The following is a 14,260-nucleotide window of genomic DNA, read 5'->3' on the forward strand; positions in this document are numbered from 1 at the left end:
GGTAATCCGGTGCAACACCACGAGAGCGGAACCAAGAGGAGGAATAGTCCCCTCGGTTCACAGCGTCCTCGCTGTGTTATTTCAAAGGAACCTCGCCCCAGTCATGACGACCGGAGACGGGGTATCAACATATCTGGCGTTGACTTTTGGCACGCTGTTGAGTTCTCAAGGAACGGACGCTTCCTTTGTACTCACCCTCTCGGGCTTTCCTCCGGGCGCTTCCCTTCGGTCTTGCGTTTCCGACTCTATCAGATCTTTCCGACCCGATTTCCTCGGTGCTTTCCAGGTTCCCGCTTCCGCGTTTCCCTTTCCGGCGGTTCCGACTCTATCAGATCCTTTCTCGACCTGATCCCCAGTCAGCGGGGCTTGTCTTCCCGGCCGTTGGGCCGTTCCGACGAGTGAGACTTTAGCGGATTCCCTGCTCCCGAGCGAATCGGGGGCTGCGTTCTTTCGAACGCGGATTCCGTATTCCGCAAATACGCACGCCAGTGAAACGACGACTGAAGGCACAAGTGCACGACTGTCGTCGAGTAGAGGTTGGTTCCTGCGGAGTGGCTGTCCGGGGACCGACCGGAGTCGGCTCTCACGTCGGACAACTCGAAGAACCCTACGGATGGGGTGGGGGCGTGTCAACTTCCGGGCGGACGGCATCCCGGAGGCGTAGGCTGGTCGACGTGACTACGCGTACGTGCAACCAGCAGTGGTGGGCCGCCTGACGGCGGCCGGACTCACGTATGCACTCAACGGCCGCCGCCTCGGCGGCCGTTCTCGTATCTCCCTCCTGAGGGTCGGCCGGCCGGGCGCGGCGGCCTCGACCAGGAGGTGGAAGAGATGGTGCGGGTCTTCAGCGGGGTCAAGCCGACCGGGCATCTGACGCTGGGGAACTACCTGGGGGCCATGCGGCGGTGGGCCGAGGTCGACCAGCATCAGGCGGACGCCCTGTTCTGTGTCGTCGATCTGCACGCGCTGACCGTGGACCACGATCCGGCGCGGGTGCGCCGGCTGTCCCGGCAGGCTGCGACCCTGCTGCTGGCGGCGGGGCTCGATCCGGAGCTGTGCACCGTGTTCGTACAGAGCCACGTCGACGAGCACGCACGCCTGTCCTATCTGCTGGAGTGCGTGGCCACCGACGGCGAGATGCGGCGGATGATCCAGTACAAGGAGAAGTCCGCGCGCGAGCGGGAGCGGGGCGGGGGCAGCGTGCGGCTGTCGCTGCTGACGTATCCCGTGCTGATGGCGGCGGACATCCTGGCGTACGGGACGGACGAGGTGCCGGTCGGGGACGACCAGACGCAGCATGTGGAGCTGTCCCGGGATCTGGCGGTGCGGTTCAACCAGCGCTACGGGCACACGTTCACGGTGCCGCGGGCGACGCCTCCGAAGGTGGCGGCGCGGGTGATGAACCTGCAGGACCCGACGTCGAAGATGGGCAAGTCCGACGACTCCGGGCCAGGGATCGTCTACTTGCTGGACGAGCCGGAGGCGGTCCGCAAGAAGGTCATGCGGGCGGTCACCGACAGCGGGCAGGACGTCGTCTACGACCGGGAGGATCGGCCCGGGGTGGCGAACCTGCTGGAGATCCTGGCCGCCTGTGGGGGCGGTGACCCGGAGGCACTGAGCGGGGAGTACACCTCGTACGGCGCCTTGAAGAAGGACACCGCCGAGGCCGTGGTCGAGTTGCTGGAGCCGGTGCGGGCCAGGCACCGGGAACTGTGCGCCGATCCCTCGTACGTGGACGGGGTGCTGCGGGCCGGAGCGGCGAAGGCGCGGGAGATGGCCAGACCGACGGTGGACGCCGCGTACCGGGCGATGGGACTGCTGCCGGCCTGACCGCTCGGCGGCCGGAAGGGTTCGGCGGCGGCAGGCTTGCCGTCGGGCCTTGTCCGGCCGCTGGTGGCGGGCACCCCGCTCGGGGGTGCCCGGCGCCGTCCGGGGGCGGTGTCAGTTGTTGTTGCCGGAGGCGAGTTCACGGCTGCGGTCGCGGGCCGCCTCCAGGGCGGCGATGAGCGCGGCGCGCACTCCGTGGTTCTCCAGTTCGCGGATGGCGTTGATCGTGGTGCCCGCGGGGGAGGTGACGTTCTCGCGGAGTTTCACGGGGTGCTCCCCGCTGTCGCGGAGCATCACGGCGGCGCCGATCGCGGACTGCACGATGAGGTCGTGGGCCTTGTCGCGGGGCAGGCCGAGGAGGATGCCGGCGTCGGTCATCGCCTCGACCAGGTAGAAGAAGTACGCCGGGCCCGAGCCGGAGAGGGCGGTGCAGGCGTCCTGCTGGGACTCGGGGACGCGGAGGGTCTTGCCGACCGCGCCGAAGATCTCCTCGGCGTGGGCGAGGTGCTCGGCGGTGGCGTGGCTGCCGGCGGAGATGACGGACATGGCCTCGTCGACGAGGGCGGGCGTGTTCGTCATGACCCGGACGACCGGGGTGCCCGCGGCCAGGCGCTCCTCGAAGAAGCCGGTGGGAATGCCCGCGGCGCCGCTGATGACCAGGCGGTCGGCGGGGATGTGCGGGGCGAGCTCGTCCAGGAGGGTGCCCATGTCCTGCGGCTTGACCGTGAGGATCAGGGTGTCGGCGGTCTTCGCCGCCTCCACGTTGGTGACCGGGGTGACTCCGTGGCGGGCGCGGAGCTCTCCGGCCCGTTCGGGGCGGCGGGCGGTCACCAGCAGGTCGGCGGGGGACCAGCCGGCCCGGATCATTCCGCTGAGCAGGGCTTCGCCGATCTTGCCGGTGCCGAGGACTGCGACTTTCTGGCTCATGGATTCATCCTCGCACCGGGGGTGGCGGCCCCGGGCGGGTTGTCCGGCTGGCGGGACGCCGGACGTCCGGTGGAGGGTCCGGCCCGCAGTCGTGGAACGTCCGGCCCGTGATCACGGAACGCGTGGGCCGTGGTCGTGGAGCGTTTCGGACCCCGCGTCTGCGGCATGATCCGCCGGACAGGCCCTAAGGTGTGCGCCGCTTCAGGGTCGCCGCGCCCAGTCCCAGGACCAGCAGCGCGGTGCCCGCGACGATCAGTACGTCCCGGACGAACGTCGCCGTCATGTCCGTATGGCGCAGGACCTCGTTCATGCCGTCGACCGCGTAGGACATGGGCAGGACGTCGGAGATGCCCTCCAGGACCGGGTGCATGGAGGAGCGGGGCGCGAAGAGCCCGCAGAGGAGGAGCTGGGGGAAGATCACCGCGGGCATGAACTGGACCGCCTGGAACTCGGAGGAGGCGAACGCCGAGACGAACAGGCCGAGTGCCGTGCCGAGCAGGGCGTCGAGCAGGGCCACCAGCAGGACCAGCCAGGGCGAGCCGATGACGTCCAGGCCGAGGAACCAGAGCGCGAGCCCCGTGGCCAGGGCCGACTGGATGATCGCCAGGATGCCGAAGGCGAGGGCGTAGCCGGCGATGAAGTCGCCCTTGCCGACGGGCATGGCGAGCAGGCGTTCGAGGGTGCCCGAGGTGCGTTCGCGCAGGGTGGCGATCGAGGTCACCAGGAACATCGTGATCAGCGGGAAGATCCCGAGGAGCGAGGCGCCGATGTTGTCGAAGGTGCGCGGGCTGCCGTCGAAGACGTAGCGCAGCAGGACCAGCATCAGGCAGGGGACCAGGATCATCAGCGCGATGGTGCGCGGATCGTGGCGGAGCTGGCGCAGGACCCGGCTCGCGGTCGCGGTGGTGCGGGAGAGGTTCAGGGCGCTCGTGGGCGCGGGGGCGGTCGGCGTGCTCATCGTGCTGTCTCCTTGGCGCGGCCTTCCGCGACCGCTTCGTCGACCAGGTGAAGGAAGGCCGCCTCGACGGTTTCCGTGCCGGTACGGGATCGCAGGGCGTCCGGGGTGTCGTCGGCGAGGATCTCGCCCTCGCGCATGAGGAGGAGGCGGTGGCAGCGCTCGGCCTCGTCCATGACGTGGGAGGAGATGAGGAGGGTGGCGCCGCGGGTCGCGGCGATGTCGTGGAACAGGTTCCACAGGTCGCGGCGCAGGACCGGGTCCAGACCGACCGTCGGTTCGTCGAGGACGAGGAGTTCGGGGGTGCCGAGCAGCGCGACCGCCAGGGAGACCCGGCTGCGCTGGCCGCCGGAGAGGTTGCCGGCGAGGGCGCCGGCGTGGTCGGTGAGGTCGACGTCGGCGATCGCCCGGGCGACGGCCTCGCGGCGGCGGTCGGCGGCGGCGCGGCCGGGGTGCAGGATCGCGGCGAAGTAGTCCAGGTTCTGGCGGACGGTCAGGTCGTCGTAGACGGACGGATCCTGGGTGACGTAGCCGATCCGGGTGCGGAGGGCCGGGTGGCCGGCCGGGCTGCCGAGGACCTCCAGGGTTCCGGTGACCTTCGCCTGGGTGCCGACGATGGCCCGCATGAGGGTCGACTTGCCGCATCCGGAGGGGCCGAGGAGTCCGGTGATCTGACCGCGGGGCACGGTGAAGCCGAGGCCGCGCAGGACCGTGCGGGAGCCGCGGACCACGGTGAGGCCTTCGGCGCGGACGGTGTCCGTCTCCGCCGGGGGCGGTGGGTCCGAGGGATTATTCATCATGTGATGAATAATGCGCACGCGACGGGGTGCCGTCAAGGGCCTGACGGGCAGAGGGTGGGCGCCGGGCGAGGGCGTCGGGTGTGCGGCTCGGGCCCTGTCAGGGCCGGCCCGGCTTGGGGTGACGAGAAGCAGTACGTCGTGGGCCTGAAACGTCGGCGACCGGCGACGGCGCCGCTGTGAGTACCTCGTGCTCGACGAGCTCGAGGGAAAGGCGTGCCCGACCCCGCCCCCGGCGGGATCCCAAGAGGCCGCGCTCGGGCGGCACCGAGGCTGCCGGTGCCGATGGCGGGCGGCCGGGATGCGGTCGTACGGCCGTGATCGTGCGGTCGGCGGTCGGCGGGCGGCTGGCCGACGTGTCTCAGGCCAGGAGGGTCGCGGCCGCGACCCGCGGGCGACCGGACAAGGCGACCAGGCGGACCGGGAGAACGAGTTGGACGGGCCGGGTGGACCAGAGGCCCGGCGGCTGGGCTTCGCCGGTCAGGCGCGGCGGCGCTTCTTGGAGGGGTTGCCGGAGCGGCGGGTGGTTCGGCGTGCGAACTGCTCGCGGGCCCGCTCGTACTCCTGGCGGTGCAGTCTCTCGCCCGGGGCCTCGGTGAGGGAGCGGAAGAAGTAGGCGAGGAGGGAGCCGACGAAGCCGATGGCGAGCAGGCCGCGCAGGGAGGCCTGGCGCTCGGGGTCGGGGCGCTTGGTGAAGCCGTCCCAGGTGTGCCGGAAGGCGAGCGCGCTGCACACCGCGAACATCACGACGACCAGCAGCGAGACGAAGGTGCCCGATTCGGCGATCTGCAGACCCTGGTAGGCGAAGCGCAGCACCAGGCAGGAGACGGCGACCGCTACGAGAGAACCGGCGCCGGCCGCGACGCGGCGGGCCGGGTAGCCGTCGTCGTGGTGCACCCAGGTCGTGCCGAAGAAGCGGAGGGGCTCGGGGCGGGGCCCCGCGGGGGCTGTGGAGCCCGCGGGCGTGTCCGGGGTGCCGTTCTCGTCGCTCACGCGTCGATTATGGCTCCGGCGCCGCCGCGGGCTCCGTCCGGGATCAGCCGCAGCGCTGGGCGACGTAGCCGTCGCTGCCCGTGTGGACGTAGGCGTCCGAGACGTACTCGCCGCTGCCGATGTTGTCCCAGATGTTGCTGGTGCCGTACGGGCCCGTGACCGTGGTGCCCGGTGTCTGGCAGTAGATCGGCACGGAAGACCCCTCGGGCAGGACGCGCACGATGCTGTAACCGGTGCCCGGACCGCTGCGGACGTTCAGCTGGACGCCCGGCGCGATCGAGTAGTACCGCACGAGCGCCGTGACCGCGACGGACTCCTCCGCCGCCTTCTGCGCCCCCGTGGCGACGGACCTCTGGACACGCTCGACCGACATGACGTACCTCCCCCGTTGCACCCCATGACTGCCATGGGGCCCCGTTGATTCCCTCGGAGCGCGCCGCGAAACACCTGTGCGCGCACGGGCGCGACTCGCACGCGGAGGCTAGCAAGCCGCCTCTGTCCTGTTCGAGTCATCGACTAGGCTCCGTGCGTCGCGCGCGCGGACGAACAGCACCGGGGGTGGTCCATGACGCCACAGCGCAACAGCGGGGCGAGCGCGGAAGCGGAACTTCCCGAGTACGCCGGTCACTACCGCCTGGAAGAACGGCTGGGCTCCGGCGGCATGGGTGTGGTGCACCTGGCCCGCAGCACCTCGGGGCTGAGGCTCGCGGTGAAGGTCGTCCATGCCGCGTACGCGGTGGACCCCGAGTTCAGGGGGCGCTTCCGGCAGGAGGTGGCGGCAGCCCGGCGGGTCAGCGGCGCCTTCACCGCGCCGGTCGTCGACGCCGATCCGGAGGCCGAACGGCCGTGGATGGCCACCCTGTTCATCCCCGGGCCCACCCTGTCGGAGCATGTGAAGCGGAACGGGCCGATGACACCGGCCCAGTTGCGCCGGCTGATGGCCGGGCTCGCGGAGGCGCTGCGCGACATCCACCGGGTCGGCGTGGTCCACCGGGATCTCAAGCCGAGCAACGTGCTGCTCGCCGAGGACGGCCCGAAGGTCATCGACTTCGGCATCTCGCGCCCGAAGGACAGCGAACTGCGCACGGAGACGGGCAAGTTGATCGGCACACCGCCGTTCATGGCGCCCGAGCAGTTCCGGCGGCCGCGGGAGGTGGGGCCGGCGGCCGACATCTTCGCGCTCGGGTCGGTGCTGGTGCACGCGGCGACCGGGCGCGGCCCGTTCGATTCCGACAGCCCTTACGTCGTCGCCTACCAGGTCGTGCACGACGAGCCGGACCTCACCGGCGTACCGGAGAACCTGGCGCCGCTCGTGCTGCGCTGTCTCGCCAAGGAGCCCGAGGACCGGCCCACGCCGGACGAGCTGATGCGGGAACTGCGGTCGGTGGCGGCCTCGTACGACACGCAGGCGTTCATACCGGAGCAGCGCACGGCGGATCCGCCGTTCCCGGGTGCGACCGAGGAGACCCGGTCGCCCGCGTGGCCCGAGGGCGGCGCGGAACAGCCGGAGGCGGGCGCCGTCTGGTCCGGAGCCCGCGCCGAACGGCCGGAGTCGCGCACGGGCCGGTCCGGGCCCGACGCCGGGCGGCCGGAGTCCCACGCCGGTCGGTCCCCGGCGCGCACCCGGCGGCGGCGCGGGGCGCTGGCGCTGGCCGCCGGCGGGCTCGCCCTGGCCGTGGCCGGAGTGCTCGCCTCGGTGCACCTGCCCGGCGGGAAGCCGCCGGCGCGCGACGCCCGGCCCAGGACCGCATCCGCCGCGTTCTCCGGATGGGCCGTGCGGCCGGTGCACGGGGCGGACGGGACGGCCCAGTGCGCCTACGGGGCGGGCGCGTTGGTCTGCGCGCGGCCCGGGCTCGTCTACGCCCTCGATCCCGCGGACGGCACCCTGCGCTGGCGGCACTCCGTCGCCGCGATGGTCGTCGGCCGGCCGCCCGTCGTGTCGGGCGGTCTGGTGCAGCCGATGACGGACCACGGCCGGCTGCTGGAGGCGCTGGACCCCGCCTCGGGCAGGGCGCGCTGGCAGCGGAACGTTCCCGCGTACAGCGGGGTGCGGAACGTCGGCGGCATGGTGCTGCTCAACGGCACCGACGGGGTGGTGCGGGGCCTGGACGGCGCGACCGGCCGGATCAGGTGGAGCAAGCGGCTGCCGGCGCCGGCCCTGCCGTCCTTCTCCTCCTTCTCGTCCTTCTCCTCCTTCACGGGGGACCCGCTCGCGTACGCCACGAGCACCTCGAGCGACGGATCGGCCACCCGCGTCGTCGCGGTGGACGCGCGGACCGGGGCGGTGCGCTGGGACGCCCGGCTGCGGGGCACGCTGACCCCGGTCGGCAGCGAGGACGGCTCGCTCGTGCTGCTCGCCCAGCGGGGTGCCTACGTCGGTCAGGCCGAGGCCGTCGTCCGCTACACCCCGGCGTCGAAGGCGTCGCTCCGCATCCCGCTGCCCGTGCCGGTGGACGGCGCGCAGGCGAGCGTGCGGGGCGCGATCGTGCATCTGCTGGGCGCCGGCGGCTCACTGGAGGCGGTCGACCTGGCGGCGCGGAAGGTGCGCTGGCAGTTGGAGACGTCCGTCAGCCGCGGTTCTGCGCCGGTCGCCGACGCCCGCCATGTCTACTTCACCGGCGGCGACGGCCGGCTGCTGGCGGTCGACGCCCGCACCGGACGCATGGCCGGGCAGACCGCGCCCCGCCTCGGCGCGCACGCGGACCGGATCGCCGCCGCGCTGCCCGAGCCGGTGATGGCCGGGGAGCACGTCTACGCGGCCGCCCCCGACGGGACCGTCTTCGCCGTGGACGGGCGCGCGCCTGCGGACTGGTGAGGTACGGAGGCGCCGGCCGGGCGGGTGACGTTCGAGGACGCGCGAAGGGGCGCGAAGGTTGACGAAGGGGCCGCCTCCGAGGAGGCGGCCCCTTCCGGCAGCCGTTCCGGCGGTCGCTCCGGTCGCCGGGGTCAGCCCAGCTTGGAGACGTCCCGCACCGCGCCCCTGTCCGCGCTGGTCGCCATCGCGGCGTACGCCCGCAGCGCCGCGGAGACCTTGCGGTCGCGGTCCTTCGGCGCGTACACCCCGTGCAGTGCCTGCGCGCGGCGGGCCAGCTCGGCGTCGTCGACCAGCAGCTCGATGGCGCGGCCCGGGATGTCGATACGGATACGGTCGCCGTCCTCGACGAGCGCGATCGTGCCGCCGGACGCCGCCTCGGGGGAGGCGTGGCCGATGGACAGGCCGGAGGTGCCGCCCGAGAAGCGGCCGTCGGTGATGAGGGCGCAGCTCTTGCCCAGGCCGCGGCCCTTCAGGTAGGAGGTCGGGTAGAGCATCTCCTGCATCCCGGGGCCGCCCTTGGGGCCCTCGTAGCGGATGACGACCACGTCGCCCTCCTTGATCTGCTGGGTGAGGATCTTCTGGACGGCCTCCTCCTGCGACTCGCAGACGACCGCCGGGCCCTCGAAGGTCCAGATCGACTCGTCGACGCCCGCGGTCTTCACCACACAGCCGTCGACCGCCAGGTTGCCCCGCAGGACCGCCAGGCCGCCGTCCTTGGAGTAGGCGTGCTCGGCGGAGCGGATGCAGCCGTTCTCGGCGTCGTCGTCCAGGGAGTCCCAGCGCTCGGACTGGGAGAAGGCCTCCGCCGAGCGCACGCAGCCCGGGGCGGCGTGCCACAGCTCGACCGCCTCGGCGGACGGGGAGCCGCCGCGCACGTCCCAGGTCTTGAGCCAGTCCGCGAGGGAGGGGCTGTGGACCGCGTGCACGTCCTCGTTGAGCAGGCCCGCGCGGTGCAGCTCGCCGAGCAGGGCGGGGATGCCGCCGGCGCGGTGCACGTCCTCCATGTAGTACGTGCGGTTCTTGGCGACGTTCGGGGCCACCTTCGCCAGGCACGGCACGCGGCGCGAGACCGCGTCGATCTCGGTGAGGCCGAACGGGACGCCCGCCTCCTGGGCGGCGGCCAGCAGGTGCAGGATCGTGTTGGTCGAGCCGCCCATGGCGATGTCGAGCGCCATCGCGTTCTCGAAGGCCGCGAAGCTCGCGATGGAGCGGGGCAGGACCGTCTCGTCGTCCTGCTCGTAGTAGCGGCGGGTGAGGTCGAGGACCGTGCGGGCCGCGTCCTCGTAGAGCGCCTTGCGGGCGGTGTGGGTGGCGAGGACCGAGCCGTTGCCGGGCAGGGCCAGGCCGATGGCCTCCGTCAGGCAGTTCATCGAGTTGGCGGTGAACATGCCGGAACAGGAGCCGCAGGTCGGACAGGCGTTCTCCTCGATACGGAGGATGTCCTCGTCGGAGATCTTGTCGTTCACCGCGTCGGAGATCGCGTCGACCAGGTCGAGCGTGCGGACCGTGCCGTCGACCAGGGTGGCGCGGCCGGACTCCATCGGGCCGCCGGAGACGAAGACCGTCGGGATGTTCAGGCGCAGGGCCGCCATCAGCATGCCCGGGGTGATCTTGTCACAGTTGGAGATGCAGATCAGGGCGTCGGCGCAGTGGGCCTCGACCATGTACTCGACGCTGTCCGCGATCAGGTCGCGGGAGGGCAGGCTGTAGAGCATGCCGCCGTGACCCATGGCGATGCCGTCGTCGACCGCGATGGTGTTGAACTCGCGCGGGATGCCGCCCGCCGCGCGGACCGCGTCGCTGACGATCCGGCCGACCGGCTGGAGGTGGGTGTGGCCGGGCACGAACTCGGTGAAGGAGTTGGCGACCGCGATGACGGGCTTCCGTCCGATGTCCGCACCGGGTACACCGGAGGCGCGCATGAGGGCGCGGGCGCCCGCCATGTTGCGGCCGTGGGTGACTGTGCGGGACCTCAGCTCGGGCATCGTCGCTCGCTCCTTCGGAGAGTTCCGCCGGTGGAACCGGCGGAGATCTGACGCAGTCGAGCCTACGCCGGTCATCCAGGGATCGGGACGCGGTGTCCGGGATGCGGGACGCATGTCTCAGGGGTTCCGCATACGTGCGTTCGGGGCCCGTACGCACGCGCGGAGGCTGACGGCCGCCGCCTCACCGCGGGCTCACGCGCCCGTGAGGTGTCCCTGCACCACCGGCGCCACGCGCGCGATGATCTGCTCCAGGTCCGCCGAGGCCAGGGGCTCCACCTTGATCACGTACCGCAGCATCGCGCATCCCACCAGCTGGGCGGCGGCCAGCTCGGCGCGCAGCTCGGCGTCCGGCAGGTCGAGCTGCGCGGCGATGCGGCGCAGCAGCTGGGAGGCGATCAGGCGGCGGAAGACGGCGGCGGCGGTCTCGTTGTTCACCGCCGAGCGGACGATCGCCAGCAGGGGCGTGCGGGTGGTCGGGTTCTCCCAGACGCCGAAGACGAAGCGGGCCAGCCGCTCGCCGACACCCTCCAGGGGGCCGTCGGCCAGCGCGTCGGGGGCGTTCAGGGCGGGCGCGAAGGCGACCTCGATGGCGGCGGCGAAGACCTGTTCCTTGGTGCCGAAGTAGTGGTGGACCAGGGCCGAGTCGACGCCGGCCGCCTTGGCGATCCCGCGTACGGAGGTCTTCTCGTAGCCGCGCTCGGAGAACTCCTCGCGGGCGGCGGCCAGGATGCGGTCGCGGGTGTCGGCGGACTCCGTGCGCGGCGGCCGCCCCCGGCGGCGTACGGGCGCGCCGGTCATGGCCGGGGCACCTTCACCGCCGACGCCAGGTGCAGCCGCGTGAAGGCGAGAGCCTCGGCCAGGTCCGCCTCGCGCTCGGCGCTGGACATGGCACGGCGCGTGTTGACCTCGATGACGACGTGACCGTCGAAACCGGAGCGGGCGAGACGTTCCAGCACCTCGGCGCAGGGCTGGGTGCCGCGGCCGGGGACGAGGTGCTCGTCCTTGTTCGAGCCCGCCCCGTCGGCGAGGTGGACGTGGCCGAGCCGGTCGCCCATGCGCTCGACCATCTGGAGGCCGTCGACGCGGGCCGTGGCGGCGTGGCTGAGATCGACCGTGAAGTGGCGGTAGTCCTCCTTCGTGACGTCCCAGCCGGGGGCGTAGGCGAGCATCTCGCGGTCGCGGTAGCGCCAGGGGTACATGTTCTCGACGGCGAAGCGCACATCGGTCTCGTTCGCCATCCGCCAGATTCCGTCGACGAAGTCGCGGGCGTACTGGCGCTGCCAGCGGAACGGGGGATGCACCACGACGGTGCTCGCGCCGAGCTTCTCCGCCGCCGCCCTGGCGCGCTGGAGCTTGACCCAGGGGTCGGTGGACCACACCCGCTGGGTGATCAGCAGGCAGGGGGCGTGAACGGCCAGGATCGGTATCCGGTGGTAGTCGCTGAGCCGGCGCAGGGCCTCGATGTCCTGGCTCACGGGGTCGGTCCACACCATGACCTCGACGCCGTCGTACCCGAGGCGCGCGGCGATCTCGAAGGCCGTCGCCGTCGACTCCGGATAGACCGAGGCCGTCGACAGGGCGACCTTCGCATCCGGGATGCGCACCACTGGTTCTGCCACGAGGGACAGGGTACGGGGCCGAACTCCGCGCCGGGGCCTCGGTCGCGCTCGTCTCCCGGCGGGGGTACGGCATCCGGCCACGCCCGTCATGAGGGGATACGCCGGTGGAGGGCGCCCGGGGCGGAGGGGGCGGGGTGTGGCGGGTTTCACGTCGAGGGGGTGGGGGTGGGCCGGGGCCGCCCTCGGGGCGAGACCCGCCGCAGGGCCGCCCGGGGACCAGAAGCCACCGGGCCGCTCGGTGACCAGAGGCCCCTGGGTCGCCCAGCGGCCAGATGCTCCCTGGCTGGCCCAGTGGCCAGACGCCCCGGCTCCGCCCCCACGTCACCCCGTCGGCATGTGGTCCAGTCTTCTGAGGATCACGCCCTCCCGCAGTGCCCACGGGCATATCTCCAGCGTCTCGACGCCGAAGAGGTCCATCGCGGCCTCGGCGACCAGGGCCCCCGCCAGCAGCTGGCCCGCGCGGCCGTCGGAGACGCCGGGCAGCTCGGCCCGTTCCGCGACCGTCATTCCGGCCAGGCGGGGCACCCAGCCCTCCAGGGACTCCCGCTTGAGTTCCCGCTGGACGAGCGGGCCGTCGGCCGAACGGGCGGCACCGGCCAGGCGGGCGAGCTGCTTGAACGTCTTGGACGTGGCCACCACGTGGTCGGGGGCGCCCAGGCGGCTGAACTCGCCGACGGTGCGGGCGATCTCCGCCCGCACATGGCGGCGCAGCGCCCGGACCGCCTCCGGCTCTGGCGGGTCGCCGGGCAGCCAGGCGGCGGTGAGCCGGCCGGCGCCGAGCGGCAGCGACACGGCCGCGTCCGGCTCCTCGTCCATGCCGTAGGCGATCTCCAGCGAGCCGCCGCCGATGTCGAGGACCAGCAGTTTCCCGGCCGACCAGCCGAACCAGCGGCGGGCGGCGAGGAAGGTGAGACGGGCCTCCTCCTCCCCGGTGAGCACCTGGAGCTCGACGTCGGTCTCGGCCCGCACGCGCGCGAGGACGTCGTCGGCGTTGCGAGCCTCCCGCACGGCGGAGGTGGCGAACGGCAGCAGGTCCTCGACGCCCTTGTCCTCGGCGGCCTGGAGCGCCTCCCGGACGACGGCGACCAGCTTGTCGACGCCCTCGGGGCCGATCGAGCCGTCTCCGTCGAGCAGTTGCGCGAGCCGCAGTTCCGCCTTGTGCGAGTGCGCCGGCAGCGGGCACGCGCCGGGGTGCGCGTCGACCACCAGCAGGTGCACCGTGTTCGATCCCACGTCGAGGACACCGAGTCTCATGTACGGAACGCTACTGCCACCCGGCTCGTCCTCCGCCCCCGGAACCCCGCGCGGGACGTTGCCGCCCACGGCGTCGGGCGACATACCCTGGACGGGTGCCAAAGACGAAAAAGGCGAAGACCGGAAACGCGGCGGACGCGACAAAGCCGAAGAAGAGGGCAAGGACTGACGAGCCGGTCGTAGCAGCCGGTTCGGCGGGGGGTCCGTCGCCGGTGACGCGGTCGAAGCGGGCGAAGAAGCGTCCGGAGCCCGACGAGAAGGGACTCGACTTCGCGCGCGCGTGGGTGGAGTTTCCGGATCCCGCGGACGACGAGCAGGTCTTCCGGTGCGATCTGACATGGCTGACCTCTCGCTGGACCTGCATCTTCGGAAGCGGCTGCCAGGGCATCCAGGCGGGCCGCGCGGACGACGGGTGCTGCACGCTGGGTGCGCACTTCTCCGACGAGGACGACGAGAAGCGGGTCGCCGAGCACGTGGCGCGGCTGACCCCGGAGATCTGGCAGAACCACGCCGAGGGCACGAAGAACGGCTGGGTGGCGGAGGACGACGAGGGGTCCCGGCAGACCCGGCCCTACCAGGGCTCCTGCATCTTCCAGAACCGGCCCGGCTTCGCCGCCGGCATGGGCTGCTCGCTGCACATCCTGGCGCTCCGGGAGGACCGCGAGCCGCTGGAGACCAAGCCGGACGTGTGCTGGCAGCTGCCGGTCCGGCGGACCTTCGACTGGATCGACCGTCCCGACGACACCCGCGTGCTCCAGGTGTCGATCGGCGAGTACGACCGCCGGGGCTGGGGTCCCGGCGGCCATGACCTGCACTGGTGGTGCACCTCGGCGACGTCGGCGCACGGCGCGGGCGATCCGGTGTACGTCTCCTACCGGGCCGAGCTGACGGAGCTGATGGGCAAGGCGGGCTACGACCGGCTGGTAGAGCTGTGCGAGCAGCGTCTGGCCGCGCAGCTCCCCCTGCTCGCACCGCATCCGGCGGACCCCGTGCCCCCGTCCGGTCCGGCGGACACGGCGGGTACGGCGAACCCGGCGGTCTGAGCGCACGTCTCCGCCGGGGGGCCGGACCGGCCCCCCGGCGTCGCG

At 72.3% G+C, this 14,260-nt stretch carries 12 protein-coding genes; 3 read left to right on the top strand and 9 right to left on the bottom strand.

What is annotated here, in order from left to right; all coding sequences use genetic code 11:
* The first annotated feature begins 831 nt into the window (after nucleotides 1-831).
* Entirely contained in the window at nucleotides 832-1,830 is a 999-nt protein-coding gene (gene trpS / locus ACIPM1_RS10725) for a tryptophan--tRNA ligase (RefSeq protein ID WP_356195244.1), read from the top strand.
* A 111-nt stretch (nucleotides 1,831-1,941) separates the two neighbouring features.
* On the opposite strand, the gene proC is transcribed toward trpS, so the two are convergent.
* The 5 genes from proC to ACIPM1_RS10750 form a co-directional block, all read right to left on the bottom strand.
* On the bottom strand, nucleotides 1,942-2,754 hold the full coding sequence (proC, locus tag ACIPM1_RS10730) for a pyrroline-5-carboxylate reductase (protein WP_356195247.1): 813 nt from the start codon (nucleotides 2,752-2,754) through the stop codon (nucleotides 1,942-1,944).
* A 184-nt stretch (nucleotides 2,755-2,938) separates the two neighbouring features.
* Nucleotides 2,939-3,712, bottom strand: a complete 774-nt coding sequence (locus ACIPM1_RS10735) for an ABC transporter permease (RefSeq protein ID WP_402431910.1) — start codon at nucleotides 3,710-3,712, stop codon at nucleotides 2,939-2,941.
* Nucleotides 3,709-4,509: an ABC transporter ATP-binding protein gene (locus tag ACIPM1_RS10740; protein WP_402431913.1), complete on the bottom strand. Its 801-nt coding sequence runs from the start codon at nucleotides 4,507-4,509 to the stop codon at nucleotides 3,709-3,711. Before ACIPM1_RS10740 ends, ACIPM1_RS10735 begins: the two co-directional genes overlap by 4 nt.
* Nucleotides 4,510-4,986: 477 nt before the next feature.
* A complete protein-coding gene (locus tag ACIPM1_RS10745) occupies nucleotides 4,987-5,499 on the bottom strand; it encodes an EamA/RhaT family transporter (RefSeq protein WP_402431916.1) in 513 nt (170 codons plus the stop codon).
* Between the two features lie 43 nt (nucleotides 5,500-5,542).
* Entirely contained in the window at nucleotides 5,543-5,872 is a 330-nt protein-coding gene (locus ACIPM1_RS10750) for an SH3 domain-containing protein (RefSeq protein ID WP_356195256.1), read from the bottom strand.
* Nucleotides 5,873-6,064: 192 nt separating this feature from the next.
* Here ACIPM1_RS10750 and ACIPM1_RS10755 point away from each other — a divergent pair, with 192 nt between their 5' ends.
* Nucleotides 6,065-8,314, top strand: a complete 2,250-nt coding sequence (locus tag ACIPM1_RS10755; protein ID WP_402431920.1) for a PQQ-binding-like beta-propeller repeat protein — start codon at nucleotides 6,065-6,067, stop codon at nucleotides 8,312-8,314.
* Nucleotides 8,315-8,445: 131 nt separating this feature from the next.
* On the opposite strand, the gene ilvD is transcribed toward ACIPM1_RS10755, so the two are convergent.
* From ilvD to ACIPM1_RS10775, 4 genes are all read right to left on the bottom strand, one after another.
* Complete coding sequence (gene ilvD, locus ACIPM1_RS10760) at nucleotides 8,446-10,299, bottom strand: dihydroxy-acid dehydratase (protein ID WP_402431923.1); 1,854 nt, start codon at nucleotides 10,297-10,299, stop codon at nucleotides 8,446-8,448.
* A gap of 192 nt (nucleotides 10,300-10,491) precedes the next feature.
* Complete coding sequence (locus tag ACIPM1_RS10765) at nucleotides 10,492-11,097, bottom strand: TetR family transcriptional regulator (protein WP_402431926.1); 606 nt, start codon at nucleotides 11,095-11,097, stop codon at nucleotides 10,492-10,494.
* The gene (locus ACIPM1_RS10770; protein ID WP_356195267.1) at nucleotides 11,094-11,918 is read right to left on the bottom strand and encodes a sugar phosphate isomerase/epimerase; all 825 of its coding nucleotides are present in this window, start codon (nucleotides 11,916-11,918) and stop codon (nucleotides 11,094-11,096) included. Before ACIPM1_RS10770 ends, ACIPM1_RS10765 begins: the two co-directional genes overlap by 4 nt.
* 321 nt (nucleotides 11,919-12,239) lie before the next feature.
* Nucleotides 12,240-13,172 (bottom strand): Ppx/GppA phosphatase family protein, encoded by a 933-nt coding sequence (locus tag ACIPM1_RS10775; RefSeq protein WP_356195270.1) that lies wholly within the window; start codon nucleotides 13,170-13,172, stop codon nucleotides 12,240-12,242.
* Between the two features lie 95 nt (nucleotides 13,173-13,267).
* Here ACIPM1_RS10775 and ACIPM1_RS10780 point away from each other — a divergent pair, with 95 nt between their 5' ends.
* Nucleotides 13,268-14,215 (top strand): hypothetical protein, encoded by a 948-nt coding sequence (locus ACIPM1_RS10780; protein WP_402431930.1) that lies wholly within the window; start codon nucleotides 13,268-13,270, stop codon nucleotides 14,213-14,215.
* Nucleotides 14,216-14,260: the final 45 nt, after the last annotated feature.

It is taken from the genome of Streptomyces sp. NPDC086766 (assembly GCF_044746005.1).
In the GTDB taxonomy this organism is placed as follows: Bacteria; Actinomycetota; Actinomycetes; order Streptomycetales; family Streptomycetaceae; genus Streptomyces.

What these genes read in the sequence shown, in the direction of transcription:
- trpS (WP_356195244.1), top strand. Translation starts at nt 832, where the DNA reads ATGGTGCGGGTCTTCAGCGGGGTCAAGCCGACCGGGCATCTGACGCTG.
- proC (WP_356195247.1), bottom strand. Translation starts at nt 2,754, where the DNA reads ATGAGCCAGAAAGTCGCAGTCCTCGGCACCGGCAAGATCGGCGAAGCC.
- ACIPM1_RS10735 (WP_402431910.1), bottom strand. Translation starts at nt 3,712, where the DNA reads ATGAGCACGCCGACCGCCCCCGCGCCCACGAGCGCCCTGAACCTCTCC.
- ACIPM1_RS10740 (WP_402431913.1), bottom strand. Translation starts at nt 4,509, where the DNA reads ATGATGAATAATCCCTCGGACCCACCGCCCCCGGCGGAGACGGACACC.
- ACIPM1_RS10750 (WP_356195256.1), bottom strand. Translation starts at nt 5,872, where the DNA reads ATGTCGGTCGAGCGTGTCCAGAGGTCCGTCGCCACGGGGGCGCAGAAG.
- ACIPM1_RS10755 (WP_402431920.1), top strand. Translation starts at nt 6,065, where the DNA reads ATGACGCCACAGCGCAACAGCGGGGCGAGCGCGGAAGCGGAACTTCCC.
- ilvD (WP_402431923.1), bottom strand. Translation starts at nt 10,299, where the DNA reads ATGCCCGAGCTGAGGTCCCGCACAGTCACCCACGGCCGCAACATGGCG.
- ACIPM1_RS10765 (WP_402431926.1), bottom strand. Translation starts at nt 11,097, where the DNA reads ATGACCGGCGCGCCCGTACGCCGCCGGGGGCGGCCGCCGCGCACGGAG.
- ACIPM1_RS10775 (WP_356195270.1), bottom strand. Translation starts at nt 13,172, where the DNA reads ATGAGACTCGGTGTCCTCGACGTGGGATCGAACACGGTGCACCTGCTG.